The sequence below is a fragment of the Stenotrophomonas sp. YJH_SMC_82 genome (assembly GCF_059368875.1).
In genome coordinates this window covers 466,186-493,166 of record NZ_JCAFSE010000002.1, presented here as the reverse complement: position 1 = coordinate 493,166, position 26,981 = coordinate 466,186, and the positions used below count along the sequence as shown (strand labels likewise).

At 66.6% G+C, this 26,981-nt stretch carries 31 protein-coding genes, 4 tRNA genes and 1 riboswitch; of the genes, 23 read left to right on the top strand and 12 right to left on the bottom strand.

Going from position 1 to position 26,981, the window contains the following annotated elements; translation table 11 throughout:
- The first annotated feature begins 33 nt into the window (after positions 1 to 33).
- Genes AC5P53_RS09980 through AC5P53_RS09965 form a run of 4 tightly spaced genes read left to right on the top strand, consistent with a single transcriptional unit; the run spans position 34 to position 4,283 of the window.
- Positions 34 to 1,497, top strand: a complete 1,464-nt coding sequence (locus AC5P53_RS09980; RefSeq protein ID WP_049442258.1) for an efflux transporter outer membrane subunit — start codon at positions 34 to 36, stop codon at positions 1,495 to 1,497.
- Positions 1,494 to 2,633, top strand: a complete 1,140-nt coding sequence (locus AC5P53_RS09975; RefSeq protein ID WP_111205961.1) for an ABC transporter permease — start codon at positions 1,494 to 1,496, stop codon at positions 2,631 to 2,633. The genes AC5P53_RS09980 and AC5P53_RS09975 overlap by 4 nt, the downstream gene beginning before the upstream one ends.
- A 10-nt stretch (positions 2,634 to 2,643) precedes the next feature.
- On the top strand, positions 2,644 to 3,372 hold the full coding sequence (locus AC5P53_RS09970; protein WP_049404602.1) for an ABC transporter ATP-binding protein: 729 nt from the start codon (positions 2,644 to 2,646) through the stop codon (positions 3,370 to 3,372).
- Positions 3,369 to 4,283, top strand: coding sequence for an HlyD family secretion protein (locus AC5P53_RS09965; RefSeq protein WP_014646637.1), 915 nt, complete (start codon positions 3,369 to 3,371; stop codon positions 4,281 to 4,283). Before AC5P53_RS09970 ends, AC5P53_RS09965 begins: the two co-directional genes overlap by 4 nt.
- Positions 4,284 to 4,285: 2 nt before the next feature.
- Here AC5P53_RS09965 and AC5P53_RS09960 read toward each other — a convergent pair whose 3' ends face one another.
- Positions 4,286 to 4,735, bottom strand: coding sequence for a hypothetical protein (locus AC5P53_RS09960; RefSeq protein ID WP_014646638.1), 450 nt, complete (start codon positions 4,733 to 4,735; stop codon positions 4,286 to 4,288).
- On the bottom strand, positions 4,728 to 5,129 hold the full coding sequence (locus AC5P53_RS09955; protein WP_197605811.1) for a hypothetical protein: 402 nt from the start codon (positions 5,127 to 5,129) through the stop codon (positions 4,728 to 4,730). Before AC5P53_RS09955 ends, AC5P53_RS09960 begins: the two co-directional genes overlap by 8 nt.
- Before the next feature lie 130 nt (positions 5,130 to 5,259).
- Between AC5P53_RS09955 and AC5P53_RS09950 the strand changes: the two genes are divergently transcribed.
- The 5 genes from AC5P53_RS09950 to AC5P53_RS09930 all read left to right on the top strand — a co-directional run bounded on the left by AC5P53_RS09950 (position 5,260) and on the right by AC5P53_RS09930 (position 7,216).
- Positions 5,260 to 5,335, top strand: a tRNA-Gly gene (locus AC5P53_RS09950).
- A gap of 142 nt (positions 5,336 to 5,477) precedes the next feature.
- Positions 5,478 to 5,553, top strand: a tRNA-Gly gene (locus tag AC5P53_RS09945).
- 66 nt (positions 5,554 to 5,619) lie between these two features.
- Positions 5,620 to 5,693, top strand: a tRNA-Cys gene (locus tag AC5P53_RS09940).
- 121 nt (positions 5,694 to 5,814) lie between these two features.
- The gene (locus tag AC5P53_RS09935) at positions 5,815 to 6,729 is read left to right on the top strand and encodes an ADP-ribosylglycohydrolase family protein (RefSeq protein WP_241887014.1); all 915 of its coding nucleotides are present in this window, start codon (positions 5,815 to 5,817) and stop codon (positions 6,727 to 6,729) included.
- Positions 6,730 to 6,946: 217 nt separating this feature from the next.
- Positions 6,947 to 7,216, top strand: a complete 270-nt coding sequence (locus tag AC5P53_RS09930; RefSeq protein WP_032959304.1) for a hypothetical protein — start codon at positions 6,947 to 6,949, stop codon at positions 7,214 to 7,216.
- A gap of 175 nt (positions 7,217 to 7,391) precedes the next feature.
- On the opposite strand, the gene AC5P53_RS09925 is transcribed toward AC5P53_RS09930, so the two are convergent.
- Positions 7,392 to 8,465 (bottom strand): hypothetical protein, encoded by a 1,074-nt coding sequence (locus tag AC5P53_RS09925; RefSeq protein ID WP_241886665.1) that lies wholly within the window; start codon positions 8,463 to 8,465, stop codon positions 7,392 to 7,394.
- A 260-nt stretch (positions 8,466 to 8,725) separates the two neighbouring features.
- On the opposite strand from AC5P53_RS09925, the gene AC5P53_RS09920 reads away from it, so the two are divergent.
- Complete coding sequence (locus tag AC5P53_RS09920; protein ID WP_241886666.1) at positions 8,726 to 9,244, top strand: ATP-binding protein; 519 nt, start codon at positions 8,726 to 8,728, stop codon at positions 9,242 to 9,244.
- Between the two features lie 139 nt (positions 9,245 to 9,383).
- The gene (locus AC5P53_RS09915) at positions 9,384 to 10,217 is read left to right on the top strand and encodes an AraC family transcriptional regulator (protein ID WP_014646671.1); all 834 of its coding nucleotides are present in this window, start codon (positions 9,384 to 9,386) and stop codon (positions 10,215 to 10,217) included.
- 3 nt (positions 10,218 to 10,220) lie between these two features.
- Here AC5P53_RS09915 and crcB read toward each other — a convergent pair whose 3' ends face one another.
- Positions 10,221 to 10,613 (bottom strand): fluoride efflux transporter CrcB, encoded by a 393-nt coding sequence (gene crcB / locus AC5P53_RS09910; RefSeq protein WP_014646672.1) that lies wholly within the window; start codon positions 10,611 to 10,613, stop codon positions 10,221 to 10,223.
- Between the two features lie 81 nt (positions 10,614 to 10,694).
- A riboswitch (Fluoride riboswitch) is annotated at positions 10,695 to 10,758 on the bottom strand.
- A 22-nt stretch (positions 10,759 to 10,780) separates the two neighbouring features.
- On the bottom strand, positions 10,781 to 11,182 hold the full coding sequence (locus tag AC5P53_RS09905) for a helix-turn-helix domain-containing protein (RefSeq protein WP_005415999.1): 402 nt from the start codon (positions 11,180 to 11,182) through the stop codon (positions 10,781 to 10,783).
- A 111-nt stretch (positions 11,183 to 11,293) separates the two neighbouring features.
- Between AC5P53_RS09905 and AC5P53_RS09900 the strand changes: the two genes are divergently transcribed.
- On the top strand, positions 11,294 to 11,497 hold the full coding sequence (locus AC5P53_RS09900) for a helix-turn-helix domain-containing protein (protein WP_014646673.1): 204 nt from the start codon (positions 11,294 to 11,296) through the stop codon (positions 11,495 to 11,497).
- Positions 11,498 to 11,856: 359 nt separating this feature from the next.
- Entirely contained in the window at positions 11,857 to 12,093 is a 237-nt protein-coding gene (locus tag AC5P53_RS09895) for a hypothetical protein (protein ID WP_005416001.1), read from the top strand.
- A gap of 9 nt (positions 12,094 to 12,102) precedes the next feature.
- On the opposite strand, the gene AC5P53_RS09890 is transcribed toward AC5P53_RS09895, so the two are convergent.
- Both AC5P53_RS09890 and AC5P53_RS09885 read right to left on the bottom strand, forming a co-directional pair.
- Positions 12,103 to 13,158, bottom strand: coding sequence for a 4Fe-4S dicluster domain-containing protein (locus tag AC5P53_RS09890; protein ID WP_241886667.1), 1,056 nt, complete (start codon positions 13,156 to 13,158; stop codon positions 12,103 to 12,105).
- Positions 13,155 to 13,442: a hypothetical protein gene (locus AC5P53_RS09885; protein ID WP_134808706.1), complete on the bottom strand. Its 288-nt coding sequence runs from the start codon at positions 13,440 to 13,442 to the stop codon at positions 13,155 to 13,157. Before AC5P53_RS09885 ends, AC5P53_RS09890 begins: the two co-directional genes overlap by 4 nt.
- Before the next feature lie 179 nt (positions 13,443 to 13,621).
- Here AC5P53_RS09885 and AC5P53_RS09880 point away from each other — a divergent pair, with 179 nt between their 5' ends.
- On the top strand, positions 13,622 to 14,062 hold the full coding sequence (locus AC5P53_RS09880; RefSeq protein ID WP_134808707.1) for a group III truncated hemoglobin: 441 nt from the start codon (positions 13,622 to 13,624) through the stop codon (positions 14,060 to 14,062).
- Positions 14,063 to 14,106: 44 nt separating this feature from the next.
- Complete coding sequence (gene hemN / locus AC5P53_RS09875; protein WP_041864131.1) at positions 14,107 to 15,516, top strand: oxygen-independent coproporphyrinogen III oxidase; 1,410 nt, start codon at positions 14,107 to 14,109, stop codon at positions 15,514 to 15,516.
- Positions 15,517 to 15,537: 21 nt separating this feature from the next.
- Here hemN and AC5P53_RS09870 read toward each other — a convergent pair.
- A tRNA-Leu gene (locus tag AC5P53_RS09870) sits at positions 15,538 to 15,624 on the bottom strand.
- 131 nt (positions 15,625 to 15,755) lie between these two features.
- Here AC5P53_RS09870 and AC5P53_RS09865 point away from each other — a divergent pair.
- The 4 genes from AC5P53_RS09865 (at position 15,756) to AC5P53_RS09850 (ending at position 19,856) form a co-directional block, all read left to right on the top strand.
- Positions 15,756 to 16,190, top strand: coding sequence for a BLUF domain-containing protein (locus AC5P53_RS09865; protein ID WP_014646679.1), 435 nt, complete (start codon positions 15,756 to 15,758; stop codon positions 16,188 to 16,190).
- Between the two features lie 134 nt (positions 16,191 to 16,324).
- Positions 16,325 to 17,611 carry a nucleotide sugar dehydrogenase gene (locus AC5P53_RS09860; protein ID WP_134808708.1) on the top strand — a complete coding sequence of 429 codons (1,287 nt, stop codon included), beginning with the start codon at positions 16,325 to 16,327 and terminating at the stop codon, positions 17,609 to 17,611.
- A gap of 55 nt (positions 17,612 to 17,666) precedes the next feature.
- Positions 17,667 to 19,289, top strand: a complete 1,623-nt coding sequence (locus AC5P53_RS09855) for an FMN-binding glutamate synthase family protein (RefSeq protein WP_134808709.1) — start codon at positions 17,667 to 17,669, stop codon at positions 19,287 to 19,289.
- A gap of 105 nt (positions 19,290 to 19,394) precedes the next feature.
- Positions 19,395 to 19,856: a GNAT family N-acetyltransferase gene (locus AC5P53_RS09850; protein ID WP_032959291.1), complete on the top strand. Its 462-nt coding sequence runs from the start codon at positions 19,395 to 19,397 to the stop codon at positions 19,854 to 19,856.
- A gap of 91 nt (positions 19,857 to 19,947) precedes the next feature.
- On the opposite strand, the gene AC5P53_RS09845 is transcribed toward AC5P53_RS09850, so the two are convergent.
- Together AC5P53_RS09845 and AC5P53_RS09840 are read right to left on the bottom strand one after the other, a co-directional pair.
- Positions 19,948 to 21,195, bottom strand: a complete 1,248-nt coding sequence (locus AC5P53_RS09845) for a TIGR03862 family flavoprotein (protein ID WP_241886668.1) — start codon at positions 21,193 to 21,195, stop codon at positions 19,948 to 19,950.
- Complete coding sequence (locus tag AC5P53_RS09840; protein ID WP_241886669.1) at positions 21,182 to 21,616, bottom strand: FKBP-type peptidyl-prolyl cis-trans isomerase; 435 nt, start codon at positions 21,614 to 21,616, stop codon at positions 21,182 to 21,184. The genes AC5P53_RS09845 and AC5P53_RS09840 overlap by 14 nt, the downstream gene beginning before the upstream one ends.
- Positions 21,617 to 21,686: 70 nt before the next feature.
- On the opposite strand from AC5P53_RS09840, the gene AC5P53_RS09835 reads away from it, so the two are divergent.
- The 4 genes from AC5P53_RS09835 to AC5P53_RS09820 all read left to right on the top strand — a co-directional run bounded on the left by AC5P53_RS09835 (position 21,687) and on the right by AC5P53_RS09820 (position 24,879).
- On the top strand, positions 21,687 to 22,052 hold the full coding sequence (locus AC5P53_RS09835; RefSeq protein WP_032959288.1) for a DUF6164 family protein: 366 nt from the start codon (positions 21,687 to 21,689) through the stop codon (positions 22,050 to 22,052).
- Positions 22,053 to 22,360: 308 nt separating this feature from the next.
- Positions 22,361 to 23,128 carry a sulfurtransferase gene (locus tag AC5P53_RS09830; RefSeq protein WP_134808711.1) on the top strand — a complete coding sequence of 256 codons (768 nt, stop codon included), beginning with the start codon at positions 22,361 to 22,363 and terminating at the stop codon, positions 23,126 to 23,128.
- A gap of 190 nt (positions 23,129 to 23,318) precedes the next feature.
- On the top strand, positions 23,319 to 24,314 hold the full coding sequence (locus AC5P53_RS09825; RefSeq protein WP_126411910.1) for an LLM class flavin-dependent oxidoreductase: 996 nt from the start codon (positions 23,319 to 23,321) through the stop codon (positions 24,312 to 24,314).
- A 67-nt stretch (positions 24,315 to 24,381) separates the two neighbouring features.
- A complete protein-coding gene (locus AC5P53_RS09820) occupies positions 24,382 to 24,879 on the top strand; it encodes a pyridoxamine 5'-phosphate oxidase family protein (protein ID WP_014646688.1) in 498 nt (165 codons plus the stop codon).
- A 92-nt stretch (positions 24,880 to 24,971) separates the two neighbouring features.
- Here AC5P53_RS09820 and AC5P53_RS09815 read toward each other — a convergent pair whose 3' ends face one another.
- The gene (locus AC5P53_RS09815; RefSeq protein WP_014646689.1) at positions 24,972 to 25,631 is read right to left on the bottom strand and encodes an exopolysaccharide biosynthesis protein; all 660 of its coding nucleotides are present in this window, start codon (positions 25,629 to 25,631) and stop codon (positions 24,972 to 24,974) included.
- Positions 25,615 to 26,919 (bottom strand): hemolysin family protein, encoded by a 1,305-nt coding sequence (locus tag AC5P53_RS09810; protein WP_032959200.1) that lies wholly within the window; start codon positions 26,917 to 26,919, stop codon positions 25,615 to 25,617. The genes AC5P53_RS09815 and AC5P53_RS09810 overlap by 17 nt, the downstream gene beginning before the upstream one ends.
- Positions 26,920 to 26,981 lie beyond the last annotated feature (62 nt).

Sequence of the window (26,981 nt, the reverse complement as noted above, 5' to 3'; positions counted from 1 at the left end):
CCATGTTCGCTCCACAATCGCACGGTAGCCTTCATGCTCCTTCTACACGTTGGCGGGCTGGTGGTCAGGCGTATCACTTCAGTGGCAGTGCCCAGGACGGGGCGCGGACTCTCCCTGCAGGCAGTGCTGCGACCCGGCGCGCTGCTCGCAAGTCTCGCATTGGCGGGCTGCATGTCGGTGCCGGTTCCGGATCTGCCTGATCGCACGCCCAGCACCTGGACCCAGGTGCCGCAGGGCCAAGGCGTGGCGGTGGACGCCAAACAGTGGTGGAAAGTGTTGTCCGACCCAGCGCTGGATGGACTGGTCGATCAGGCCATCGCCGGCAACCTCGACCTGCAGCAGGCCACGCTGCGCCTGCAGGCCGTGCGGATTGTCGCCGGCACGTCCGATTCGCGCTTCCTGCCGGAAATCACGGCCAGCGCCAAGCAGGTGCAGGATGCCGCTGCGGTCGACACCTACTTCCACGCGGGTATCGAAGCGATCTGGGACCTGGGCCTGTTCGGCGCCGCCGAGAGCGCGCAGTTGAGTGCACAGGCGTCGGCCGGCAACGCCGAGGCGCTGCGTGGTGCCGCGCAGGTCGCGGTGATCGCCGACGTGGTGCGCAGCTATCTGGATCTGACCGTGGCGCAGGCCCAGCAGGACCTGTTGGCCCGCCAGCAGGCGGTGGACGATCGCGGCGAACAGTTGGCCCTGGTACGCCAGCGCCTGCGCCTTGATGAGCCCGGCGAACTTGATCGCCTGCGTGCACGCCAGGCCGCCACCCGCGCGGCCACGGCGCAGGCACGGGAAAACGCGGACAACGCTGCCCGTGCGTTGGCTTTGCTGCTGGGACGCGATGGCCCGGACCTGGCCTGGCGTGCCTATCGCACGCCGCCGACGCTGGGTGCCTTCTCGCTGCAGCAGGTCCCGGCCGATCTGCTGCGCCATCGGCCGCAGATCCTGCTGGCCGAATCGGAGGTGATGCAGGCTGCTGCCAGCAAGGGTTCGGCACGCGCCGCGATGTATCCGCGTGTCAGCCTCGGTGGCTCCATCCTGTACGCCTACAACCTCACCCAGAACGCCCGCTCCAATTCCGATTCGAGCCCGTCGATCGGCCCGTACATCGATATTCCGCTGTGGGACTGGGGCCAGCGCCGCGCACGCTTCCATGCCGATGAAAAGCAGCTGGATGCCGCCTTGCTGGGTTACCGCAAGGCGGTGCTGGAAGGCGTGAGCGAAGTGGAAGGCGCGCTCGGCAGCCTGGCGCGCCAGGACAGCAGCATCCAGTCGCTGCGCGCGGCCGATGATGCCGCCGGGCAACAGGTCAAGCGGCAGGCGCGGCAGGTGCAGCTGGGGCTGTCCAGCGAATTCGACGGGCTTGACGGGCAGCGTGCGGCACTCGCCGCGCAGGCCGACCTGATCGGTGCACAGGGTGCGCGCGTGCTGGCCTTTGCGTCGCTCTACCGCGCCCTCGGTGGTGCTCCGTTGCCTGTCGAGGGTGAGGGCGAATCGCAATGATCGCGCTGGCCCGCAAGACCCTGGCCTATGAGTGGCGCCGGTTCCTGCCGGTGGTGCTGGCGATGTGCTTCGCCGGTGTGCTGTTGATCGTGCAGGCGGCACTGGTGCTGGGCATCTTCGGTACCGCTGCGATCTACGTGAAAGCGTCCTCGGCCGACATCTGGGCCGGCTTCCCCGGCACCCAGAGCGTCAACTACGGCCATGCGATCAGCGCCGACGTCGAAAGCCACCTGCGCATGGACCCGGATGTCACCCGCGTCGAATCCTACGAGTGGGTCGATGGCGAATGGCGCTCGGGCGCGCAGGGTACCGGCAACGTGTCGGTGTACCTGTCCGGCATCTCCACCGGCGATGACGCAATGATGTTCGCGCGCATCCTGCCTGCCGACCTGCGCGCGCAGCTGCGCGAGCCGGGGGCGGTGATCGTCGACAGCGCCGACCTGGATACGCTGGGCGTGGACCTGCAGAGCAACCGTGCATGGATCAATGGCAAGGCGGTGCGCGTGGTCGCCGCGCAACCCGGCCTGCGTGGCCTCGGTGGCGTCAACGTGCTGGCCTCGCTGGATACCGCGCGTGCCATCGCCGGTACCGATCCGCACGAGGGTAGTACCTATTTCGTGGCGGGCCTGCGCTCGCCGGACCTGGCCGACCGCGTGCGCGACCGCCTCGCTGCGTCGATGGGCCAGGCCACGCCGGTCGAGTTCTGGACCGCGCCGGCGTTCGCCAGCCGTTCGCAGCAGTACTGGTTGTTCGACACCGGCGCCGGCATCGCGGTGCTGTTCATGGCCGTCATCGTCTGCTTCGTCGGCGCGGTGATCACCAACCAGTCGTTCGCCTCGGTGGTGGCTGGTTCGGTGCGCGAGTACGCCACGCTCAACGCGCTCGGCGCAGGTCGCTACGCGCTGGCACGGGTGGTATTCGAGCAGGCATTGCTGATCGGTGGCGTGGGCATGTTGCTGGCGGCGGCGTTCAGTACCGTCGTGCTGTTGATCGCACAGTCCCAGCGCGTGCCGGTGCAGCTGACGCCGATGGTCATCATCGGCTGCGTGGCGCTGGTCGCGGTGATGGCCATGCTGTCGAGCATCATGGCGGTACGCAGTGTGGTCCGCTCCGATCCATCGTTGCTGCTGCGTTGAGGACCGGCCGATGACCTCCAAACATGCCGTCGCCCCAACGTTGCAGGCCGACGCACTGGAAAAAGGCTTCATGTCCGGCGATATGCAGGTGCCGGTGCTGCGCGGCCTGTCGCTGGACATCTATCCGGGCGAGTTGACCCTGGTCTCGGGCCCTTCGGGGTGCGGCAAGAGCACGCTGCTGTCGCTGCTGTCCGGCCTGTCCGCGCCGGATGGCGGTCGCGTGCACGCGCTGGGCCAGGACGTGGGCCACATGACCCGCGGCGAGGTGGAGCGCTTCCGCCTGCACCATGTCGGCTTCGTGTTCCAGGGCTTCAACCTGTTCCCGGCACTGACTGCGCTGGAGCAGGTGCAGCTGCCGCTGGGCTACCGCGGCATGCGCAATCGCGAAAGCGAGCCGCTGGCGCGCAAGGCGCTGGAAGAAGTGGGCCTCAGCCACCGCAGCCACATGCGCCCGGCGCAGTTGTCCGGCGGTGAGAAGCAGCGCGTGGCGGTGGCCCGTGCCTTCGCCAAGTCGCCGACACTGATCTTCGCCGACGAACCCACCAGCGCGCTGGACGCCGAGAATGGCCAGCGCGTGATCGACATCCTGCATCGCTACGCACGTGCGCATGGCGCCACCGTGCTGTGCGTGAGCCACGATCCGCGCCTGATCCGGCATGCCGATCGGGTGATCGCCATGGAAGACGGCATGGTCCGTGATGACCGCCGCCAGAACGAAACCGTAGAGTCCGCCCCATGACCAAGACGTCGCACCTGCTTCCCCTCAGCCTGGTACTGTCCGCGGCACTGCTGCTTTGCGCCTGTTCCAGGGACGCGCCCGCCCAGGCACCTGCAGGTAAAGCCAGCACTGCCACCGCCGGCAAGGTTGCGGTGGCGCGCGGCATCATCGATGTCGAGGGTGGCCTGATCGCGCTGGCGCCGCCGGTGGATGGTTCGATCACCGCCGCGCTGGTGAAGGAGGGCGCCACGGTGAAGAAGGGGCAGCTTCTGCTGTCGCTGGACGGTGCGCTGCTGCAGCAGGAAGTGGCGATGGCCACCGCTGATCTCGCACTGGCCAATGACCGCCTGAAGGGCAGCCAGGCGCAGCTGCGCGAACTGGAGCGCAATGCCACCCGCCTGTCCACGGGTGCGAGCGAAGGCGTGTCGTCCAACCAGCAGGCCGATGCGGCCAAGCAGCAGCTGGCTGGCGTACGCGCCGATGTCGACGTGGCCGGTGCGCAGGTCGACATGGCCCAGCACAAGCTGGAACACGCCAGGCTGAAACTGCAGCAGATGTCGCTGAGCGCGCCGGAAGCCGGCACCGTGGTCGGCCAGGTGCCGGGCCTCGGCGCCTTCGTGCAGGCCGGCAAGCCGGCGATATCACTGCTGCCGGCGCGCCCGCTGCAGGTACGTGCCGAACTCAGCGCGGCCTACGCCGATGCCGTGCAGGTGGGCATGAGGGCCACCGTGGTGCCAGACAGCGATGGTGCCGAGAACGCCAGCACGCTGCCGCCCGCACGCGTGGTACGCATCAGCCCGGTGTTCGCGCAGGCTCGCCTGCCTGAAGACGCGGGGCGTGGCGTGGCCAAGGTGGTGGAGTGCGTGCTGGAGTTCGATGGCGAGGCCAAGGCGCGCTTCGGCCAGCATGTGCGGGTGGAGTTCCGGAAGTAGGCCTAGTGCTGCAACGGGGGCGCATCCGCGCGCCCTCGACGCCTGAACGCCCGCCACGCGCTCACCGCCGACACCATGCACAGCGCCAGCAGCAGGCCCACGTCCAACAGCAGCAGCCACAGCAGATGCATGCCTTGTACCGGCGGCTGATGCATCGCCGACAGCATCCACGGCACCGACCACAGCAGCAGAAGGGCGAAGGCGATCAGCAGGCGCAGCCACAGGCGTTTCAGTCTCCACGGCCGCACGATCAAGGCGGCTACCACCAGTTCGACGGTGCCCAGCAACGCGAAGACGATGACGGTGCTGGTCGGGTAGGGCAGTTCGGCGCCTTCCAGGTGGTGCAGCAGCCAGTAGTCCGGAGTGAAGCCGGCATTGACCAGTGCGGCGATCAGCGCCAGCCAGGTCAGCGCGACCAGCAGCCAGAACAGGCGGATGTAACGTCTAGGCATCGGTGGTGTCCGTGGTGTAGCGGGAGGTTGCCCGCGACGAATAGCGCAGGCTTGCGGCGATTGCGGCCAGTGCCAGCAGGCCAGGTCCAACGGTGAAGTACACCAGGCGCAGCGGATGGTCGTGCATCAGCGTCCAGCTGGCGAACGCCAGCGGCGCCGCCAGCACCAGCAGCTTGGCGAACAATGGCCGCAACACTGCGATCAGCAGTTGGGCGCCAATGAACATCCAGAACAGATGGAACTGGGCGATGCCCAGGCCGATGTCGCGATGGGAGGTGAAGCCAAAATGGTCGCGATACCAGTTCATTCCCAGCGGAATCAATGCCCAGTACAGCAGCGCCACCAGCAGATGCAGCAGCAGGGCGATCAACAAGGGTTTGCCGCGAAGGAACATGGGCGCATGGGGCTGGGCGGGGCAGCGTACCCCAGTGCGGACGCCCGTGACCGCATGATGTGAAGACTGTTGACGGCGTGAAGGAATTTGGACACAATAGCGCTCCTTCGACGCAGGTCGAACGGAATCTGCGGGAATAGCTCAGTTGGTAGAGCGCAACCTTGCCAAGGTTGAGGTCGCGAGTTCGAGTCTCGTTTCCCGCTCCAGATTCTACAGGGCCCCGGCAGGGGCCTTGTTTTTCTCCCGCCACGGCAAGGCGGGGCACGTTGAGCCGCAAGGCTTTGCGCGCAGTCAGAAAGGTGAAATCGCTGGTGTGTTTTCCGGATTTCCGGTAGCATGTCGGCTTACGCGGGAATAGCTCAGTTGGTAGAGCGCAACCTTGCCAAGGTTGAGGTCGCGAGTTCGAGTCTCGTTTCCCGCTCCATGTTCCGACAGGCCCCATCATGGGGTTTTGTCTTGTCAGGGTTCCGTTCCTGGCGCGCAGTACGTTGGCCTCATGGCAGAGTGGCTATGCACCGGATTGCAAATCCGTTTACAGCGGTTCGATTCCGCTTGAGGCCTCCAATTGAAAAGCCCTGACTCCGGTCAGGGCTTTTTTGTTGGCTACGATTGCTTTCCCGCTTGCGCGATCGTTGTGCGGCCTGGCGGCCAGTCATGGCGGATCCGGTGGCGCTACACTGGTCTGATGAACCAGATTGATCACTTCCGCGGCGCCTTGCTCGGCCTCGCGTGCGGCGATGCCGTCGGTACCACGCTGGAGTTCAAGCCTCGTGGCAGCTTCACCCCGATCACCGACATGGTGGGTGGTGGGCCGTTCCAGCTGCAGCCGGGGCAATGGACCGACGATACCTCCATGGCGATGTGCCTGGCCGAGAGCCTGGTGCGTTGTGACACCTTCGATGTGCACGATCAGATGAACCGCTACGCCAACTGGTACCGGCATGGGTACTGGAGTGCGACCGGCGAGTGCTTCGATATCGGTATGGCAACGCGGGCTGCGATCGACCGGTTCCTGCAGGATGGCCATCCGCTGGCGGGTAGTGACGACCCACGCAGCGCTGGCAATGGCTCGATCATGCGTTTGGCGCCGATAGCATTGCGCTACGCCGGGACCCCCGACCTGCAGGCAATGGCCGAGCTGAGTTCGCGAACGACGCACGCTGCGCAGGAGTGCCTGGAGGCGTGCCGCTTGCTGGCGGTCGCGCTGGAGCGGGCGTTGGCAGGTGGCACCCGTGACGCGGTGCTGGATCTCAGCAATGTCCCCGTCGAGAGCGCGCGGCTGCAGCAGATCGCGGCGGGTGGCTACCGCGGTGCCGCGCGTGAGCAGATCCGTGGCAATGGCTATGTTGTCGACAGTGTCGAAGCTGCACTCTGGTGCTTTGCTCGCCACGACACCTTTGAAGCCGTCGTACTCGAGGCGGCCAATCTTGGCGAGGACGCCGACACCACGGCCGCCATCGCGGGGCAGCTGGCGGGCGCATTCCATGGTGCGCGCGGAATCCCCGGGCGGTGGTTGCAGCGGCTGGCCCTGCGTGCCGAAATCCAGGCGCTGGCCGATGCGCTGCACGCCTTGAACCAGGGCAGCGACCGCGCTGCGTGAGTCGGGTTCCCTGCCTGTGAACTGCGCCGGCAGGACGCTCCCTGCCGTCGCCATTTCCGACGCCGCGAGGGAACCCGTGCGGCAGCTCGCATGCCGCGGCCGCCAGTCTCAGCCGGCCACGACATGGAAAGGCGCTATGGTCGGGTTCCACGTCTCAGGGAGCCGCAATGTCGAGCAAGGACATCACGCGTCGCTTCAGCCACGGAGCGAAACGGAAATGAGCAAAGTCATGGCAGATGTGCGTTGGCTGACCTTTCGGTTGAAGAACGGGCAATCCATCGGGCCGGAGCGGCTGAAGGACGGATGGGTGATTGCCTCGGAAACCGCCCGCTGCGAGGTCCGCCGCGAGCATATCGAGGGATCGGGCCTGGTGTATGCGCTGTATGCGCCGGCCAGCCTGGCCTCACCGCGGCGCGCGGAAATGCGCATGCGCGAATTCCTGATGAGCTCGGGCTACACCTTCACGATGGGCACGCTGGGCGGCTGACTGGGCCCGTCATGGTTGCGCTCGCACGGTCAGCGCCTGGCCCTGCATGCCGATCGGGCGGCGTGCATCGTGCAGCACCATGCTGGTCAGGCCGAGGCCTTGGCGGCTGAACAAGACACGCCACCCGAGCAGCCCCTTCCGGCACGGTGGTGATGCGTTGCGGCACGCGATGGACTCAGCGTTGCACTGCTTTCAAGGCGTCGACCACCTGTGCCCCAGAAAAACCACAGTGTCCTTCGCCCACCGGCGGCAACACGCGTGGCAGCGGGCGTGCGCCAGCCCGTACGGCCAATTGCGGATACACCGTCTGCATGTGCGGCACGATGGTCGGGTCGTTGTGGTTGAACTGGATCACCAGCGGTCGCTTCAGTGCGCCGGTCATTGCCAGCGTGTCGCGGACATGCGCCTGTGCCGCAGGCACGGGATCGATGCGCTGAACGCCGGCATTGAATGCGGCGTCGTCACCGAATCCGCTGTACACCACCCCCAGGTTGCCGACCGGCATGCCGCCGCTGCGCGTGGCCAGTTCGTGCAGCACCAGTGCGTGCAGGCTGATGGCGCCGGCCAGTGCATCAGGGGACACCTGCAGCTGCCGCGCCAGCACTGCGGCGTGCGACGGATCACGTTGCAGGGCATTGGCGATGCCCTGGTACAACTCGCCCTGTGGCAGCGCGGCGGCTTCGCGCGATACCAGGCCGGCGGCCGGCAGCCCATCGGCCTTGCGGAAGAAGTAATCGAATGCGACCAGCGTGGTCAGCAGATCGGTCGCGATCTGTTCGCCACCGAGATTGGCACCGCACAGCGATACACCGCCGGTGTAGTGCTGCGGGAAGCGTTCGAGGCTTCCGATGGTCACGGCACCGCCCATGGAGAATCCCAGCATCCAGGTGTGGCGGACATGCTTGAGTTCACCCACTGCCTGCTGGCGCAGGCGTTCCATGTCGGTGATCGCATCGGCCACCGCCCAGCCCTGGCTGGCATAGGCGCTCTGCGCGACGGCGTAACCTGCTGCCAGCAGTGGTGCGGTGCTGTCATTGGCCGCCATGGGGGCGGTGCGCGGCACGCCGACCGGTTCATAGCCATGGGCCAGCATTACCAGGTCGCCGTTCCAGTCGGCAGGCACATCCAGCCGCCACGGTGCGCCCTGCCGCTCGCCGCTGAGCGTACGCGCTGCTGGCGGCGGTGCAGCCAGCGATGTCATCCAGGGCAGCAGGCAGAGGGCAAGTGCGCATCGAAGCAAGGGTCGCATCGGGGTCATTCCATGCGGGAATGGCGCCGAGCATAGATCCCTGCACCACCTTGCGCGCGCTGCACTGCCGCAGGGCATTGCCGGTCGGCGGTGCCGCGCTCTACGCTGGCGCCATGGCCCTGCACAGCATCGCGTCGATTATCCGCATTCCCCACGGGAAGGCGGGGTAGCGCGCGGTCATCACGGCCAAGCAACCTGCCCGGGAAGGCGGGTTGCATGCAGCGCTCTCCCGGGTAATGAATCCACCAAGGAGAATGCAGATGCACGACCTTTCATCGAACGACGCTGCGCCGACCCTGCACCTGGTGTGCGGCAAGATCGGTGCCGGCAAATCCACCCTGTCGCAGCAGTTGGCGTTGAAGCCGCGCCACGTATTGATCAGCGAAGACACGTGGCTGGCGGCGCTGTATCCGGGCGAAATCCATTCCATTGCCGACTATCTGCAGCGTGCAGCCACGTTGCGCAATGTGCTGGCCGATCATCTGCGCGCATTGCTGCAGGCCGGTGTTTCGGTGGTGCTCGATTTCCCTTTCAACACGCCGGCCGCGCGGGCATGGGCGCGCGAGCTGTTCGAACCGGAGGGAACCGCGCACCAGCTGCATTTCCTGGATGTTGCCGACGAGGTCTGTAAGGCGCGGATGCGCGCGCGCAATGCTCTCGGCGAACATCCGTTCCAGGCCAGCGACGAGGAGTTCGAACGTATCACCCGCCACTTCGTTGCACCGGCCGCGGAAGAGCGCTTCGTGGTGATGCGCTATACCGAGGCAGGCCCGGCGTAGCGCAGCACCAGGCGGCCGTCGTCATGCTGGCGCAGCTGCATGAATTCGAGACGGATCACTCAGCCAGTGCCCCCCTCAACCGCCGATTCCGATACGATCTGTCACATTGAGTTAGTCTCGCTTGACCCGGAGTCCCGTCATGGTCGACCGTCTCGCCATTCTGCTGGAACGTTTTTCGGTCACCGCCTCGGTGTTCCATGCCGGCGCGCTGTGCGGCATCAACACGCTGGAGGGCGAGGATGAAGCCGGGCAGTTGCACCTGGTGCGACGTGGCCCGCTGCAGGTCAGCCACGGCCAGCAGACCGTGCAGGTCGAGGTGCCGAGCCTCCTGCTGTACCCGCGGCCGATGCCGCATCGGTTCAGTACCGATCCGCAGCACGGCGCCGACATGGCCTGCGCCAACCTGCATTTCGAGGGTGGACGGCTCAACCCGATCAGCGCCGCATTGCCCGATTTCATCTGCCTGCCGCTGGCTGATCTGTACGGCGGCAACGCAGCGCTGGAACTGCTGTTCGAGGAAGCCTTCGAGCAGCGCTGCGGGCGTGCGGCGATGGTCAACCGGCTGTTCGAGGTGGTGATGATCCAGGTGCTGCGCCAGCTGATGGAAGGTGGCGAAATGCGTGGTGGCCTGTTTGCCGGGCTGGGTCATCCGCGGCTGCGGCTGGCGCTGGTGGCGATGCATGAGGCGCCCGCACAGTCCTGGACCCTGGAAGACCTGGCCGAGGTCGCCGGCATGTCACGCAGCGTGTTTGCTGCCAGTTTCCGTGAGGCGATGGGCACCACGCCCGGTCAATACCTGCAGGGCTGGCGGGTGGGCCTGGCGCAGCAGGCACTGCGCCAGGGCAGACCGCTCAAGCGGATTGCCGACGATGTGGGGTACGGCAGCGAAGCCGCGCTGTCGCGCGCATTCAAGGCGCACACCGGGCAGTCGCCGCGCGAGTGGCGCGGGCAGGCCCGCGCCGGCGCGGCCTGAGTCTCAGCCCAGCACCAGCCGGGCCAGTTTCATGCCACCGAACAGGCCGACCAGGCCCAGTGCCACCGAACCGCCGGCGTACAACGCTGCCAGGCCGTGCTGGCCGCGCTGCAGCAGCACGCCGATTTCCAGCGCATAGGTGGAGAACGTGGTGTAGCCGCCGAGAACGCCGGTGGCCAGCAGCAGGCGCAGCTGCGGCGAGGCGCCATTGCGCAGGGCGAAGGCTTCGACCAGCACGCCCATCAGCAGCGCGCCGCTGATGTTGATCAGGAAGGTCGACCATGGCCACGGGCTGCCGACTGCCACCCGCGTACCGATCAGGTTGCAGGCATGGCGAAGGCAGGCGCCGAGCCCGCCGCCGATGAAGACCAGCAAGTAGTTGTTCAATGCGTGCATCACGTGCCTCGGGTACGGGTTCGCTGATTCGATGGCGAACGCCGAGGGCAGGCACGGCCTGCCATCGACGAACGCCGGTTCGTCCTGGCAGGAGCCATCAGCCCTTTCAGGCGGTTATCGGGGGAGCCCCATCCCCATCGGCGACCATGCTACCAGCGGTAGTGCATTCACGTCATCGAGGTCGTCAGCACCCGGATGACCTTGCTGCGGCTGAAGCCGTCCATCAGCAGTTCGAAGGCCAGCAGGTCCAGGGCCGCGTGGCGGCGGTGGTCGATCTCCAGGCCCTTCTCTTCCACCAGATGGCTGACCAGTTCGTAGGCGTCCTGCCAGACATCCAGGTGGGCCTGGCTGGGGATATAGGTATTGCCCCGCTCACCGACGCCAAGCCCGCTCACGCCATACAGCAGTTCACGCGCGTCCAGCTTGGCCGCATCGGCGATGCGGAACAGCTGTTCGGCCTTCACATGGGCGGGGCTGACGTGGTCGTTGAGCCAGTTGCTGATGGTTGCCGTCGTCGAATCGGCGGCGCGGGCCAGATCGGCCGGGCGAGGGTGCCCGGCTTTCTTCATGGCAATGGCGAGTCGTTGGCCGAGAGTATTCATCTATGCAAGCCAGCTTAACGCGTGGATCGCAAAGATCCCTTGTTCCAAGAATAAGTCTGGTTAACAGAAGGGCCGACCGTGACCGAATTCTGGAGCAAGGGGCAGGTGCGCACCCGGCTGGGTTTCCGCACCGATGCCGAACTGGCGCGCTTCTTTGGCATAAGCCGATCTGCAGTGTCGCAATGGCCCAAGGATTTCCCGATTCCTGCGTTACGCCAATACATCCTGCATCAGCGCTATCCCAACCTGTTCCCGGCAACTGAAGCCACGCAGGGCGAATAAGCCTCAACTGCGCCGCCTTTTGTCGCATATAGCACTCTAAGTGCCATTTGCTAAGTATGCTTAGCAACATAGGAAACTTCGATGGAACGGGGTCGGGCTATCGATGAGGCCTACCAGGGCAGAGGCTGGAGGAATCGGGTAGGTTGTCGGCTCCGGCCCATCCGGGAAGCCTGTCATCCCGTATGTGGTTTCGTGAACGATTAATAATTTCGATCACGAAAGTCGCTGCATGTAATTGACCTGTCGTGAAATCTATGACTAATTGGCATCAACCGGGCGTGAAGCCCGGGAGTCTTTCAGTAGCTCGCAAGTGAGTCGGTAGACCGTCAACGATGCAGAACAAGTCCAACGGAGGTCGTATGGAATACGGCATGCATGGCTTGGCTGAACGGGTACGCCGCGAACTGGAAGCCAGTTATCACAAACACGGATGCGGTCCGGCGTTCTGGGATACCTACCAGCAGGTGCTGGACCGCCTGGTCCCGCAAGGGACCGAGCGTACCGAAGTCACCAATGAAATGGCGCTGATCATCGAACAGCTCGGCATCGTCCGACGTGCACAGCTGGTGCCGCCGCACGCCAACGGGCCGCGTTGACCCGTTGATTCAAAGCAGGCGCCAGGCGCCACAGGCCAACAGCGCCAGCAGCATTGACAGCAGTGCCAGGGTCCGCGGTCGCCACCATTGCCGCGGTTGCCCGGCCATGGCCTGCGGGCTGCAGTAGCGCACCAGCCCCGGGCCGAAACCGGCCTGGTGCTGCTGCCGCGAGCAGGCGTCCAGGCAGGCGCCGCAGGCCAGGCAATCGGCCTGCGGTCCCTGGCGGATGTCCAGCTGCATCGGGCAGGCGCTGACACACGCGGCGCAGTCGGTGCAGTCGCCCAAGCGATCGGCGCTGAAGGTGGGCATCGGTCCGGCCAGCAGCGGATGTGCGGCGCGGAACACGTAGTCCTGTGCGGTGGTCGGGTCGAGCAGGCCGCGTCCGCGTCCGAGCACGCCCCCCATGCCCGGAGGGCGCATGCCGCGCGGTTCGCCGCGGCGCGCGTCGTACAGCATGCGTGGTGTATGTGGATCGATCAGCAGTGGTTGCATGCGCGCGAACGGGCACAGCGAACGGCACACCTGCTCGCGCAGGAAGCCGGCATTGCCCCAGGTGGCGGCGGCATAGAACAGCACCCAGAATGTTTCCCAGCCGCTCCAGCCGGCATGCGGAGCGGCGGTCAGCAGTCCGGCGATCGGGCTGAACAGGCCGACGAAGGTGATGCCAGTCCACAGCGACAGCAACCCCCAGGCGACCTGGGTGGCCGGGCGCACGGCTGGCACTGGCAAGACCTTGGCCATGCCGTGCGCGATCCAGTCGAAGGCACGACGCCACAGCGTCTGCGGGCAGGCATGACCGCACCAGATGCGGCCGGCGAGGTGGGTGAGCAGCGCAAGGCCCACCGCCAGCACCGCCAGCAACCCGATCAGCACGCCGACATCGCCGGGCCACAACGTCCAGCCGAACAGGTCGAAGCGCCGTGCGTTGATGTCCAGCAGCAGGGCCTGGTGTCCATTCCAGCGCAGCCATGGCAGGGCATAGAACAGAATCAGCAAGAGCGCGCTGAGCGCGCCGCGCCAACGCCAGGGGCGTGGGGTTCCGGTTCCGGTACAGGGCGTACTCATCCCAGCGGCAGCTCGTCGTCGTCATCGCTCGGCAGGGGCCGCTGCAGGTACCAGGTGACTGCGCTGGAAAGTGCGGTCACCGACCAGAACATGAAGAATCCTGCCGTATAGCCCAGTTCACGGCTGATCGCCTTGCCCGGGAAGCTGATCGCCTGCAACCGCAGCGGGTCGACGAAGGCGAAGAACACCACGCTGGCCAGGCCGGCAGCGATGAAGCTGGGCCAGAGGATGGCGCCCCAGTGCTGGATCAGCTGCTGGCGGCGGCTGGGAGAGGGTCTGTTCATGCTGTCCCGGATCGGAATGAGGGCGGCGCGTATACTCCGCCGAGGCCGGCGCAGCATCCGCAGGGCATGCTTCCTGCAATCGTGGCAGCCTAGGTGCAGCGGACTGCGCCGACATTGATCTGGATCAACGGCGGTGCCGGCCGGCTGCGGCACACTGCCGGCACGCTTTGGGTACCCCGATGAACGCAATACCGCCACCTGTCCTGCCCGTCGCCTCGCCCGGGCTGTGCACCGAGCAGGAAGTGACCCGCCTGGTCCACGACTTCTATGCGCGCGTGCGCGAGGAAGAGCGGTTGGGGCCGGTGTTCCAGGCGCATGTCCAGGACTGGCCGGAACATCTGGCGCAGCTGGTCGATTTCTGGTCGGCGATGCTGCGCGGCACGCGCCGCTTCAAGGGCTCGCCGATGTCCAAGCACATGGCCATCGAGCTGGACAAGGACTTGTTCGATCGCTGGCTGGTGCTGTTCCGGATCACCACCGCCGAGTGCGGCAACCCGCCGATGCAGGAGCTGGCCAACGACGTCGCCGCGCGCATCGGTGACACCTTCTGGAAGCGCTACCAGATGCTGCGCTGGCCGCAGGTGGGCCTGCCGGTGCTGGGAATCCCCACCCGCGATTGATCTGGGTCAAGGCGGTCATGGCCGTCCGGCGCGATGCTGGCGGCATGGACACGTTCTCTCCCGCCGCCGGTGGCCTGGCCTGGACCTTCGACCCCGACCTGCTGCGCCGGCATGACCGGCCGGGGCCGCGCTACACCTCGTATCCGACCGCGCCGCACTTCCACGATGGCTTCGACGCGCCGGCGCTGCGCCAGGCGATCGCCGACAGCAACCAGCTGGCGCGCGCGCTGTCGCTGTACGTGCATGTGCCGTTCTGCTCCAGCCCCTGCTTCTACTGCGGCTGCAACCGGGTGATCACCCGCGACCGCGGTCGGGGCCACAGCTACGTCGCGCGCGTGCTGGCCGAGGCCGACCTGCTGGCGCCGCAGTTCGAGGACGGCCGTGAGGTCATCCAGCTGCATCTGGGCGGTGGTACGCCGAACTTCCTCGAGGCCGAGGCGATGACCACGCTGGTGGAGGGGCTGCGCCGGCGCTTCGATTTCAGCGATTCGCCGCAGCGCGATTTCTCGATCGAACTCGATCCGCGCTTCATCGATACCCGCGATGTCGCCATGCTGGCGCGGCTGGGCTTCAACCGGGCCAGCCTGGGCGTGCAGGATTTCGATCCGCATGTGCAGGAATCGATCAACCGCATACAGGGCGTGCAGCAGACGCTGGACATCCTGCATGCCTGCCGCGACAGCGGCATGCGCTCTGTCAACGTCGACCTGATCTATGGGCTGCCTGGACAGAGCCTGCAGGGATTCGGCCGCACCCTGGAACGAGTGCTGGCATTGCGACCGGATCGCCTGGCGGTGTATGGCTACGCACACCTGCCACACCTGTTCCGCGCGCAGAAGCAGATCGACGAGCGCCGGTTGCCTTCACCGGAAGACAAGCTGGCGCTGCTGGGCCTGGCGGTGGAGAAGCTTTCTGCTGCGGGTTACCAGTACATCGGCATGGATCACTTCGCGCTGCCGGAAGAGGACCTGTCGCGCGCGCAGCGTGCCGGCCAGCTGCATCGCAACTTCATGGGCTATACCACCCACGCCGATACCGACCTGCTCGGCCTGGGCGTGAGTGCGATCAGTCATATCGGTGCCACCTACAGCCAGAATCCGCGTGACCTGCCGTCGTGGGAGGACGCGGTGGACCAGGGCCAGCTGCCGGTCTGGCGCGGCGTGGCACTGAGCGCCGACGACCAGCTGCGCGCTGAACTCATCCAGCAGCTGATGTGCCAGGGCGAGGTGGACGGTGCCGTGCTGGGCCAGCGCCATGGCGTCGATTTCGAGCAGTACTTCGCCGAGGACCTGCGTTCGGTGCAGCGGTTGCAGGAAGACGGCCTGGCCGAATACCGCGACGGTGTAGTGCGCGCCAGCGAGCCGGGTCGGCCGCTGCTGCGGCTGCTGGCAATGTGTTTCGACCCCTACCTGCGCGCGGCGCATGAACAGCCGCGTTACTCGCGTGCAATCTAAGGTGTACTCGCGCAGCGCGGTTGGTGCCCGGAGCCGGAATCGAACCGGCATGGGGTTGCCCCCGGCGGATTTTAAGTCCGATGCGTCTACCAGTTTCGCCATCCGGGCCTGCAGCGCGGCGCCGATTGTAGCCCAGCTGCAGAATCGCAGCTGGATTGCCGTGGAGCGGCAGCGTGTTTAACTGTCGCTCCCATTCATGTCATAGTCCCAACCATCGTTCCCAGGGGGGGAGCCGCACGATGTCGCTGCACGCGATTGCCTATGCCAGTGAGGCCCGCGCCGATCTGCAGACAACCGATCTTGACCGCCTGCTGGCCGATGCCACGGCATTCAACCGTGTAGCCGGTGTCACCGGTGTGCTGATGTTCGATGGCAGCCGTTTCCTGCAGTACCTGGAAGGCCCGGAGGACGGTATCGATTCGGTGTACCAGCGCATCGTCAATGCGCGCAGCCACGGCCAGCTGAAGGTGCTGTGCCGCGCGCCGGTGGCGCAGCGGGCGTTTCCGCGCTGGTCGATGGGAACCCGGCGCATTGATGCGGAGCTGCTGGCACAGATCGTTGAATCGGCGTGGCCGGGCTTCCTGCTTGGCAGCGGTGGCTTCGAGCGCCTGCGGCAGGCCTGGACCGGCGCCGATGGCGAACTGGAACCGGCCGCAGTCGCACTGGGCTCCTGATCCCGTCTTGGCGGGCAGGCGCCTGGGCCGTTACGCTGTCGCCTTTCTGGCGTGGAATTACACGGAGTGGTGCAGCGAATGAGCAGGTCGGCCGAATCCATGGCGGCATGCATGCCGTTGCGCGGGACATGCCAGTGAGCGCGTCCCTTGCGGCAGCGGAGACCCCGCGTTTTGCGGTGATCGGCCTGGGCTACGTCGGCCTGCCGTTGGCGGTGGCCTTCGGTCGTCACTGGCCGACGCTGGGCTTCGACATCGATGCCGATCGCATCGCCGAGCTGCGCGGTGGCCAGGACCATACGCTGGAGGTGGAGGCCGACGAGCTGGCCAGTGCTCGGCAGCTGCAGTACGGCAGCGATCCGGCCTTGCTTGATGCATGCAACGTCTACATCGTCACCGTGCCGACGCCGATCGATGCCTATGAGCAGCCCGATCTGGAGCCGTTGCGTTCGGCGACGCGGCTGATCGCCAGCCATCTGCGCGCGGGTGACCTGGTGATCTACGAATCCACGGTGTACCCCGGCACCACTGAAGAAGTCTGCGTGCCGCTGCTGGAAGAAGGCTCGGGCCTGCGCTTCAACGAAGACTTCTACTGCGGCTACAGCCCGGAGCGGGTCAGTCCCGGTGACCGCCAGCGGCGCCTGGCTGACATCCGCAAGATCACCTCGGGGTCGACAGCGGAAGTGGCTGCGGTGATCGATGGCCTGTACCAGCGCATCATTGCCGCCGGCACGTTCCCCGCGCCATCGATGCGCGTGGCCGAGGCGGCCAAGGTGGTCGAGAACATCCAGCGCGATGTGAACATCGCGCTGGTCAATGAGTTGGCGCTGATCTTCGACAGGCTGGGCATCGATACCCAGGATGTGCTCGATGCCGCCGGCAGCAAGTGGAACTTCCTTCCATTCCGGCCGGGCCTGGTCGGCGGCCATTGCATCGGCGTGGACCCGTATTACCTGCTGCACAAGTCCGAGAGCGTGGGCTACCACCCGGACCTGATCCACACCGCGCGGCAGGTCAACAACCGCGTCGGTGAGCATGTGGCGTCGCGGGTGCTGGCGATGCTGGCCGAACGCGGCCGCGAACCAGTGCAGTCGCGCATCCTGGTGCTCGGTGTGACCTTCAAGGAGGATTGCCCGGACCTGCGCAACAGCCGCGCGCTGGAGCTGGCGCAGCGCCTGCGTGATGCCGGCGCTCAGGTCGAGGTCAGTGATCCCTGGGTCGGCCCGGCGGCATTGGCCGATGAGGGCGTGCAGTGGCTGGCCGAACCCGTGGCAGGGGCCTATGACGCGGTGGTGCTGGCGGTTGCCCATGCCCGCTTCAAGGCGATGGACGAGGCCGGTATCCGGTCGCTGCTGGCGCCGGGCGGCCTGGTCTACGACGTCAAATCGGCCTGGCCACGCAACGTGGTTGACGATCGCCTGTAAACCCGGGCGGCGGGCAGCACGGTAGACTCGCAGGCAGTTGCAACCAAGGAACGCCATGCACCGGTATATCGTCTACCTGCTCGCCATCCTGATGTTCCCCATCTGCCTGTGGTTGGCCACGATCTGGCCGGCCTGGTACTGGGGCGTCGGCCTGACCGCCGCGATGGTGGCACTGGGGACCTGGGACCTGCTGCAGAAGCGCAGCACGCTGCGCCGCAACTATCCGGTGATGGCGCACTTCCGCTACGGCCTGGAATCGATCGGTCCGGAAATCCGCCAGTACTTCGTGCAGAGCGACCTGGAGGACGTGCCGTTCTCGCGCCAGCAGCGTGCACTGATCTACCAGCGGGCCAAGAACGAGATGGACACGGTGCCGTTCGGCACCCTGCGCAGCACCTACGCGGTGGATTACGAGTGGATCAACCACTCGCTGGCGCCGACCGCCATCGCCAAGCACGATTTCCGCGTGCTGATCGGCGCCAATTGCACAAAGCCGTATTCGGCGAGCGTGTTCAATATTTCGGCGATGAGCTTTGGCTCGCTGTCGGCCAACGCGATCCGCGCACTGAACGAAGGCGCGCGACGTGGTGGCTTCTACCACGACACCGGTGAAGGTTCGATTTCGCCATACCACCGCGAGATGGGCGGCGATCTGGTGTGGGAGATCGGCTCGGGCTACTTCGGTTGCCGTGACGAAAAGGGCGGTTTCAGTGAAGAGCGCTTCGTCGCCAACGCCACCCATGATCAGGTCAGGATGATCGAGATCAAGCTGTCGCAGGGCGCCAAGCCCGGTCATGGCGGCGTGCTGCCGGCGCCAAAGGTGACCGCCGAGATCTCGGTCACCCGTGGCGTGCCGATGGGCGTGGACTGCGTATCGCCGTCGCGTCACTCGGCATTCTCGACGCCGGTCGAACTGCTGCAGTTCGTCGCCCGTCTGCGCGAACTGTCCGGTGGCAAGCCGGTCGGTTTCAAGCTGGCCATCGGCCACCCGTGGGAGTGGTTCGGCATTGCCAAGGCGATGCAGGAAACCGGCCTGCTGCCGGACTTCATCGTGGTCGACGGTGCCGAAGGCGGTACTGGCGCAGCACCGGCGGAGTTCGTCGACCATGTCGGCGTGCCGATGCACGAAGCACTGCTGCTGGTGCACAACACGCTGGTCGGCCTGGACCTTCGCGAGCGGATCCGCATCGGCGCGGCGGGCAAGATCACCAGCGCCTTCGACATCGCGCGCACCATCGCGCTGGGTGCCGACTGGTGCAATGCCGGCCGTGGCTTCATGTTCGCGCTGGGCTGCATCCAGTCGTTGAGCTGCCATACCGACAAGTGCCCGACCGGCATCGCCACCCAGGACCCGGCGCGCTGGAAGCACCTGGATGCACCGGACAAGGCCACCCGCGTGTACAGCTACCACGAGCACACGCTGCACGCCCTGAAGGAGCTGTTGTGTGCGGCCGGCCTGAACGATCCGGCCGAACTGGGGCCGGAGCACATCCTGCGTCGTGTTTCGCCTGTCGAGATCCGCTCGCTGGCGTCGCTGTACCGCTACCTGGAACCGGGCGAGCTGCTGCACAAGGTGCCGGATCATGCGGTGTTCCATGCATTCTGGGCCGATGCACGCAGCGATTCGTTCCAGCCGCCGCCGAAGATCCAGGCGCTGCGCGCCAGCAAGTCGCGATAATGTGTTGCTGTAGAGCCGAGCCCATGCTCGGCTGCTTCTCTCATCGCGATGTTGGAACGAAGAACAGCCGAGCCGAGCATGGGCTCGGCTCTACAGGGAGATGTCATGCGGTTCAGGACCGGCACCATCGACGATGTCGCCATGCTGTGGGCACTGCGCACGCGTTGCGTTCGCGAGACGTGCAGCAGCCACTACCCGGCGGAGGTGATCGATCCGTGGTCTGCTTCGCCGCCGCCGTCGCAGTACGCACGGCTGCTGGGGCAGGGAGGCTGCGTGGTGGCCGAGGACGGGCAGGGTGTCCTGCTCGGGTTCGGCGTGTTTGATACCGACGCCAATGAAGTCGATGCGCTGTTCGTCGATCCGGATCGTGGCGGCACGGGCATCGGCCAGGCGCTGATGCAGCGTCTGCTGGCGATGGCCGATCGTGAGCGCGAGGTGGTGCTGTCAGCCTCGCTCAATGCGGTGCCGTTCTACCAACGGCAGGGATTCATTGCCGTGCGGGAGGAAGCCTACCCGCATCCCAGCGGCGTGGCGCTGGCTTCGGTGAGCATGCGCAGGCCGTGGTGAGCGCCGGGGATTGCAGAGTCGAGCCATGCTCGACTGCTTCATCGCCTGAATCAAAGGCCGTCGAGCATGGCTCGACTCCACAATGCGGGCGTCACCGCCCAGCCAGCCACCCGATCACGCCCTCGGCGGCGCGCAGGCCACTGGCATAGCACGCCGTCAGCAGGTAGCCCCCCGTGGGGGCCTCCCAGTCCAGCATCTCGCCGGCACAGAATACGCCGGGTGCTGCCCGCAGCATCAGGCCATCATCCAGCGCATCCAGGCGCACGCCGCCGGCAGTGCTGATCACCTCGGCCATCGGCCGTGGACGCAGAAGGCGCAACGGCAGGCGCTTGAGCGTGGTAGCCACGGCAGGCAGGTCGTGGCCCGCATCCTTGCCAAGGATCTCGAACACCAGGGTGGCCTTCACCGCATCCAGGCCGGCCTGGCGGCGCAGATGCTCACCAAAACTGCGACCCTTGCGCGGCCGCGAAAGATCGGCCAGCAGGCGTGCTTCATCGCGTCCCGGCACCAGGTCCAGCCACAGCATGGCATGGCCATCACGGTTGATGGTCTCGCGCAGGTCTGCGGCCAGCGCGTAGATCAGGCTGCCTTCGATGCCGTACTCGCTGGCTACGCATTCGCCCTGCAGCGACTGCGGTTGTCCGGCCAGGTCGAGCCAGTGCGCGACCACCGGCTTCAACGGTGCGCCTGCATTGCGCTGGGCGAAGAACGGCGTCCAGTCGATGTCGAAGCCGCAGTTGGCCGATTGCAGCGGCGCAATGTCCACGCCTCGTGCCTGCAAGGGGGCGACCCAGGCGCCATCACTGCCCAGCTGCGGCCAGCTGCCGCCACCCATCGCCAACACGCTGGCATCGGCGTGGACATCGATCTCGCCGGCTTCGGTGGCGAAGCGCAGCGCGCCGTCGTTGCCCCAGCCGATCCAGCGGTGGTTGGCATGCAGGCGCACGCCCTGTTCCTTCAGTCGGCGCACCCAGCCGCGCAGCAGCGGCGCAGCCTTGCGGTCGACCGGAAACACGCGGCCGGAGCTGCCCACATAGGTCTCCACGCCAAAGCCGGCAGCCCAGTCGCGCAATGCCTGCGCATCGAAGCCATCCAGCCAGCGGCCCACGGTCGTGGACTGCTCGCGGTAGCGGCTGTCGAACAGCGGCCGCGGATCGGAATGGGTGAGGTTGAGACCGCCCTTGCCGGCGATCAGGAACTTGCGGCCGGGTGAGCCCTTGGCCTCGTACAGGTCCACGTCCAGCCCCGCGGCGCGCAGGCGCTCGGCGGCGAACAGGCCGGCCGGGCCACCGCCGATGACGGCGACCCGATGGGGCAATGCGGTATTACGGCTTGACATCGAGCAGCTCGACATCGAACACCAGCGACGAACCGGCCGGAATCGGGCCGACCCGGCGGTCGCCGTAGCCGTAATCCGGCGGGATCATCAGCGTGCGCTTGCCGCCGACCTTCATGCCGGCCACGCCCTCATCCCAGCCGCGGATGACCTGGCCGGCGCCGAGCGCGAAGGTGAACGGCTGGCCGTGCTTGAAGGAGCTGTCGAAGGTCTTGCCGTGCTTGGTTTCGGTGCGGTTGTCGTAGATCCAGCCGGTGTAGTGCACGGTGACCTTGCTGCCGGGAACGGCTTTGGTGCCGGTGCCAGCGACGGTATCGATGCGCTCGAAGGTGGTCAGGGTGCCGCCCGGCGGCGGACCGGAGGGCTCGCTCGAGCAGCCAGCGGCGGCGAGGGACAGCAGCAGGGGAAGCAGCAGGCGGCGCATCGGGCGTCTCCAGAAGGGCGCAGGGCGAGGGCGGCAAGGGTAGCGCATCGGCGCCGGGTATCATGGCGGCATGGCAAAACTCCTGCTCAATCTGCGCAATGTCGGCGACGACGAATATGCCGATGTCTGCACGCTGCTCGACCAGCACGGCATCGCCTGGTACCGCACCGAACCCAGCCCTTGGGGCATTTCCAACGGTGGCCTGTGGCTGCGCGAGGACGCCGATCATCCGCGCGCGAAGGCGCTGATGGCCGGGTACCAGGCGGCGCGCGGTGTGCGCGTGCGGGCCGAGCGTGAGCAGGCGTTGCGGGATGGCACGGCGGAGACCTTTGGCAGCCTGTTCCGGCGGCGGCCGGTGTTCGTGGTGCTGGTGCTGCTGGGCATGGCCGCTGCGGCGGCGCTGGTGCTGCTGCCGTTCATGCTGTTGCGGGGGTAGGGGGCGCGGCCGGGTTGCACCCGGCACCCGCGGTAGTGCCGGCCGCTGGCCGGCAACAGCAACAGCAACAGCAACGGCAGGCAATCCGTGGCGGGCAGGGCGGTGTCGGCAGGCGGGACACGCCGTAAACCCATCCTTGGGGGCTCGATGGCGCCATCCATGGCGCCAACGGTCCCGCCTGCCCACACCGCCCCGCCTCTGACAGATTCCGGGTGTCTGCCGGGCTTGGGGTCGGATCCCTCTGCTGCGCAGAGGGCTCTGCCCCCCCTGAATCTGTCTGTGCGGGCTGGAGGCGCTAAAATGGCAGGATGATCGCCAACACCGCTGCCTACCATTTCGCCGTCATCGACGCCCCCCAGGCCCTGTGCGACCAGCTGCTGTCGCGTGCCCAGGCGGCCGGGTTGCGGGGCACGATCCTGGTGGCGGGCGAGGGACTGAACCTGTTCCTGGCCGGCGCGCCGGAGGCGGTCGAGGATTTCTACGCCGCGCTGCATGCCGATGCGCGTTTCGCCGGGATGCGGGTCAAGACCAGCCTGAGCGAGCACCAGCCGTTCGCGCGGCTGAAGGCCAAGGTGAAGGACGAGATCATCAGCTTCCGCCGCGATGACGGCCAGCCGCTGGACTATCCGCGTGCACCGGCGGTCGATCCGGCCACCGTGCAGCGCTGGCTGCGGCAGGGCCACGATGACGCCGGCAAGCCGGTGGTGATGCTCGATACCCGCAACCTGCAGGAAGTGGAGTACGGCACGTTCAAGGATGCGCTGGTACTGCCCATCCACAAGTTCACCGACCTGCCCGAGGCGCTGGCGCCGCATCGCGAGGCGCTGAAGGACAGCACCGTGGTCAGTTTCTGCACCGGCGGCATCCGCTGCGAGAAGGCCGCACTGTGGATGGCCAACGATGGCATGGACAACGTGCTGCAGCTCGATGGCGGCATCCTCGGCTACTTCGAGGAGGTCGGCGGCGAAGGTTATGAAGGCCGCTGTTTCGTGTTCGACGAGCGCGTGGCGCTGGATGCCGAACTGAAGCCGATGGTCGACCAGCCGCTGCCGGAGCCGCGCCCCAGCGCGTTCTGACACGCTTCTGTAGAGCCGAGCCCATGCTCGGCTGCCTTTTGTTGATCAACAGCAGCCGAGCATGGGCTCGGCTGTACACGGTCCGGCAGGCCCTGAACCGGCTCCGCGGGAATCAGCATCCCGCCACCGTCACTGGCCGCTGCGCCTGGCCGACCCCATGCAGGGGAGATCCTGAGACGGAAAACCGCTGATGATCCCGTTGTCGATCCTTGACCTGGCCCCGGTCTGCGAGGGCAGTGACACCACCGCCGCCTTCGCCAACATGCTGGAACTGGCCCAGCACGCCGATGCGCTGGGCTATCGCCGTTACTGGCTGGCCGAACACCACAACATGCCCGGCATCGCCAGCGCGGCCACGGCCGTGCTGATCGGCCACGTCGCGGGCGGCACCCGGCGTATCCGCGTCGGTGCCGGCGGCATCATGCTGCCCAACCATGCGCCGCTGCAGGTGGCCGAGCAGTTCGGCACGCTGGCTTCGCTGTATCCGGACCGCATCGATCTCGGCCTCGGCCGTGCGCCGGGCACCGATCAGCCCACCGCGCGTGCACTGCGCCGCTACTTCGACAGCGCCGACCAGTTCCCGCAGGACGTGCGCGAACTGCTGCACTACTTCGAGCCGGTACAGCCCGGGCAGGCGGTGCAGGCGGTTCCGGGCGGTGGCCTGCGGGTGCCGACCTGGATCCTGGGGTCCAGCCTGTTCGGCGCGCGCATGGCCGCCGCGATGGGCCTGCCCTATGCGTTTGCCTCGCACTTTGCGCCCGATGCCATGGACGAGGCGCTGGCGGTGTACCGCCGAGAGTTCCGCCCCTCGGCCACGTTGAAGCAGCCGCACGCGATGCTGGCCCTGAATGTCGTCGCCAGTGACAGCGAGGCCGAATCGCGCCGCCTGTTCACCAGCCAGCAGCAGAGTTTCGTCAACCTGCGCCGCGGCCGGCCGGGCAAGATTCCGGCGCCGATCGAGGACATCGAAGCCTTCTGGGAGCCGCACGAAAAGCTCGGCGTGGAGCGGGCCCTGGCCTGCACCGTGCTCGGTGATCCGCAGCAGGTGGCCGATGGCATCGCCGCGTTCGTTGAGCGTCACTCGCCGGACGAGCTGATGCTCACCGCCAACCTGCATGACCACCGTGCGCGCCTGCGTTCGTTCGAACTGGCGATGCAGGCCTGGCATGCCCGCCACGCGGGCTGAACAATGGCGTCACGGCCCGTTGCAGCCGCGACGGGTCTGATGGGGGCTCTTCCCATTGGAGCCTCCCATGGCGGATACCCGCGCCGAACACATCGCCCAGCTGGCCGAACTGATCAAGGACGTGGAGGTGGCGATGTTCACCACCACCGGCGTCGACGGACGACTCTACAGCCGGCCGCTGGCCACCCAGCAGGTCACCTTCGACGGTGACCTGTGGTTCGTCATCACCGCCGACAGCCCGAAGGTTGCCGAGATCGCGCTTGATCCGCACGTCAACGTGGCCTATGCCTCGCCGTCGAAGAACACCTACGTATCGGTGGCAGGGCGCGCGCGCATCGTTGATGACCGCGCGAAGATCGAGGAACTGTGGTCGCCGGCGATGAAACTGTTTTTCCCGGGCGGCAAGGACGACCCGAACCTGCGCCTGATCCACGTGCGGGCCGACTCGGCCGAGTATTGGGATGGTCCGGGCACGCTGCTGGGCAAGGCGTTGAATTTCGTGCTGTCGGCGGTGCAGGACGAGCCGGCGCAGTTGGCCGACAATGGCTTCATCGATCTTCGGTGAGGATCGATGTCCGGTATTGGTAGTGCCGGGCGCTGGCCGGCAGACCTGGAAACGTGGCAGCCGGCCAGCGGCCGGCTCTACCGGGTTCCGGCTCAGAACCAGCGCTGGAACAGGTCCACCGTGTAACCCACCAGCTGCCCCGAACTGAAGCCGAAGAACGCGATCGCCGCCAACGCGGCGATCCAGTTGAACAGCATCAGCGCGCCATCGCGTTCCAGCAGCGCCAGCGAGAACAGCAGCAGCTGGAAGCCGAACAGGAAATTGGTGAAGGGAATCGGCAACGACAGCAGCAGGCCCAGCAGCACCAGCAGCAGGCCGCTGAAGGCGTGGGCGGGGAGGGGTGTCAACAGCTGCGGCAGGCGTGGCCTCAGCATCCTGTCCAGGCGCCGCAGTGGGCGGTCGATGCGGTCCAGGAAACGGTGCATGGTGCCGCGCTTGGGTCCGCGGCGGGCAATGAAGCCGGGCAGCCACGGCCGGCGCAGGCAGAACAGCATCTGCAGGCCGATCAGGATCACCAGCGGGCCGCTGACCGCGCCACCCATGCCCGGGATCGGGATGAACGAGGGCAGGATCGCCACGAACAGGAACACGCCGAACGCGCTCTGCTGCAGGTTGCTCAGGATCTGGCCGAGCGGCATGTGCTCGGCCGGGTCGCCGGAAGCGAACATCTCCAGCAGGGTGCGGATGCCCTCGTTGCGGTAGGCCGGGCGCTCGGCGCCTGGACCCTGGCCGGCCTCAGGCGGTGAGCTCATCGGCCTGCTCGTCGGACAGCGTGCGCAGCAGCAGCTTGTCCACCCGCGCACCGTCCAGGTCGACCACTTCGAAGCGCCAGCCGGCCCAGTCGAAGTACTCGCCTGCGTGCGGGATGCGGCCGAAGTAGTGGATGCACATGCCGGCCAGGGTGTAGTAATCGCCGTCCTCGGCATCGGGCAGCTCGTTGCTGCCGATCAGTTCGCGCAGGTCTTCGATCGGCAGCGAGCCGTCCACCAGCAGCGAACCGTCCTCGCGGGTCACCACCAGCGCGTCTTCATCGGCATTCTCCACCGCCTGCAGGCGGCCGACCACGGCGCCCATCAAGTCGCTGATGGTCACCAGGCCCTGGATCTCGCCGTACTCGTCCACCACCAGCGCCATCGACTGCTGTTCCTCGCGGAAGATCTCCAGCAGCTTCATCGCGTGGGTCGATTCGGACACGTAGAGCGGTTCGCGCAGGGTCTGGAACAGCGCGTTGTCGCCGCGCGCCATGCGCGTGGCCAGCGATTTCAGTTCAAGTACGCCGACCACGTCCATGTCGTTGTCGCGGTACACCGGGTACCGCGAGAACTCGTGCTCGGCCATGATTTCCAGGTTGCGCTCCAGCCCGGCCTGGGTGTCCAGCCAGGCAATGCGGTTGCGCGGGGTCATCAGGCTGTCGGCGGTGCGGTCGCCCAGGCGCATGACGCGGTTCATCATGTCACGCTCGTGGGCGTCGATCACACCGGCTTCGTGGCTCTCGGCCACCAGCATGCGGATCTCTTCTTCAGTCACCGAGGCGACTTCGTCCTTGCCCAGGCCGAACAGGCGCAGCACCAGCTGGGTGGTCTTGGACAGCAGCCAGACGAAGGGCAGGGCCAGCTTGGCCAGCCAGCTCATCGGCATCGCGACCAGGCCGGCAATGGCCTCCGAGCGGGTCAGCGCCAGGCGCTTGGGCACCAGTTCGCCGAAGATCAGCGTGATGAAGGTGATCAGGCTGACGGCCAGTGCGGTACCGATGTTGCCCGCGTACGCAAACCCCGGCATCAGCCCCTGGATCCAGCCGGCGAAGGCCTCGCCCAGCGCCTCACCGCCGAGGTAGCCGGTCAGCACGCCGATCACGGTGATGCCGATCTGCACGGTGGACAGGAAGCTCTCCGGCTTCTCGGACAGCTCCAGCGCCTTGGCCGCGCGCTTGGAGGTGGCAGCCATCTGCTTCAGGCGGCTCTTGCGCGAGGTCATGACCGACATCTCGGACATGGCGAAGAAGCCGTTCAGCAGAACAAGCGCGAAGACAATCAGGATCATTTCAAACACGGGCGTCGTCCCCGGTTGGTGGCAGGGAGGGCGGGTGCTGGCGATGGCGGCAG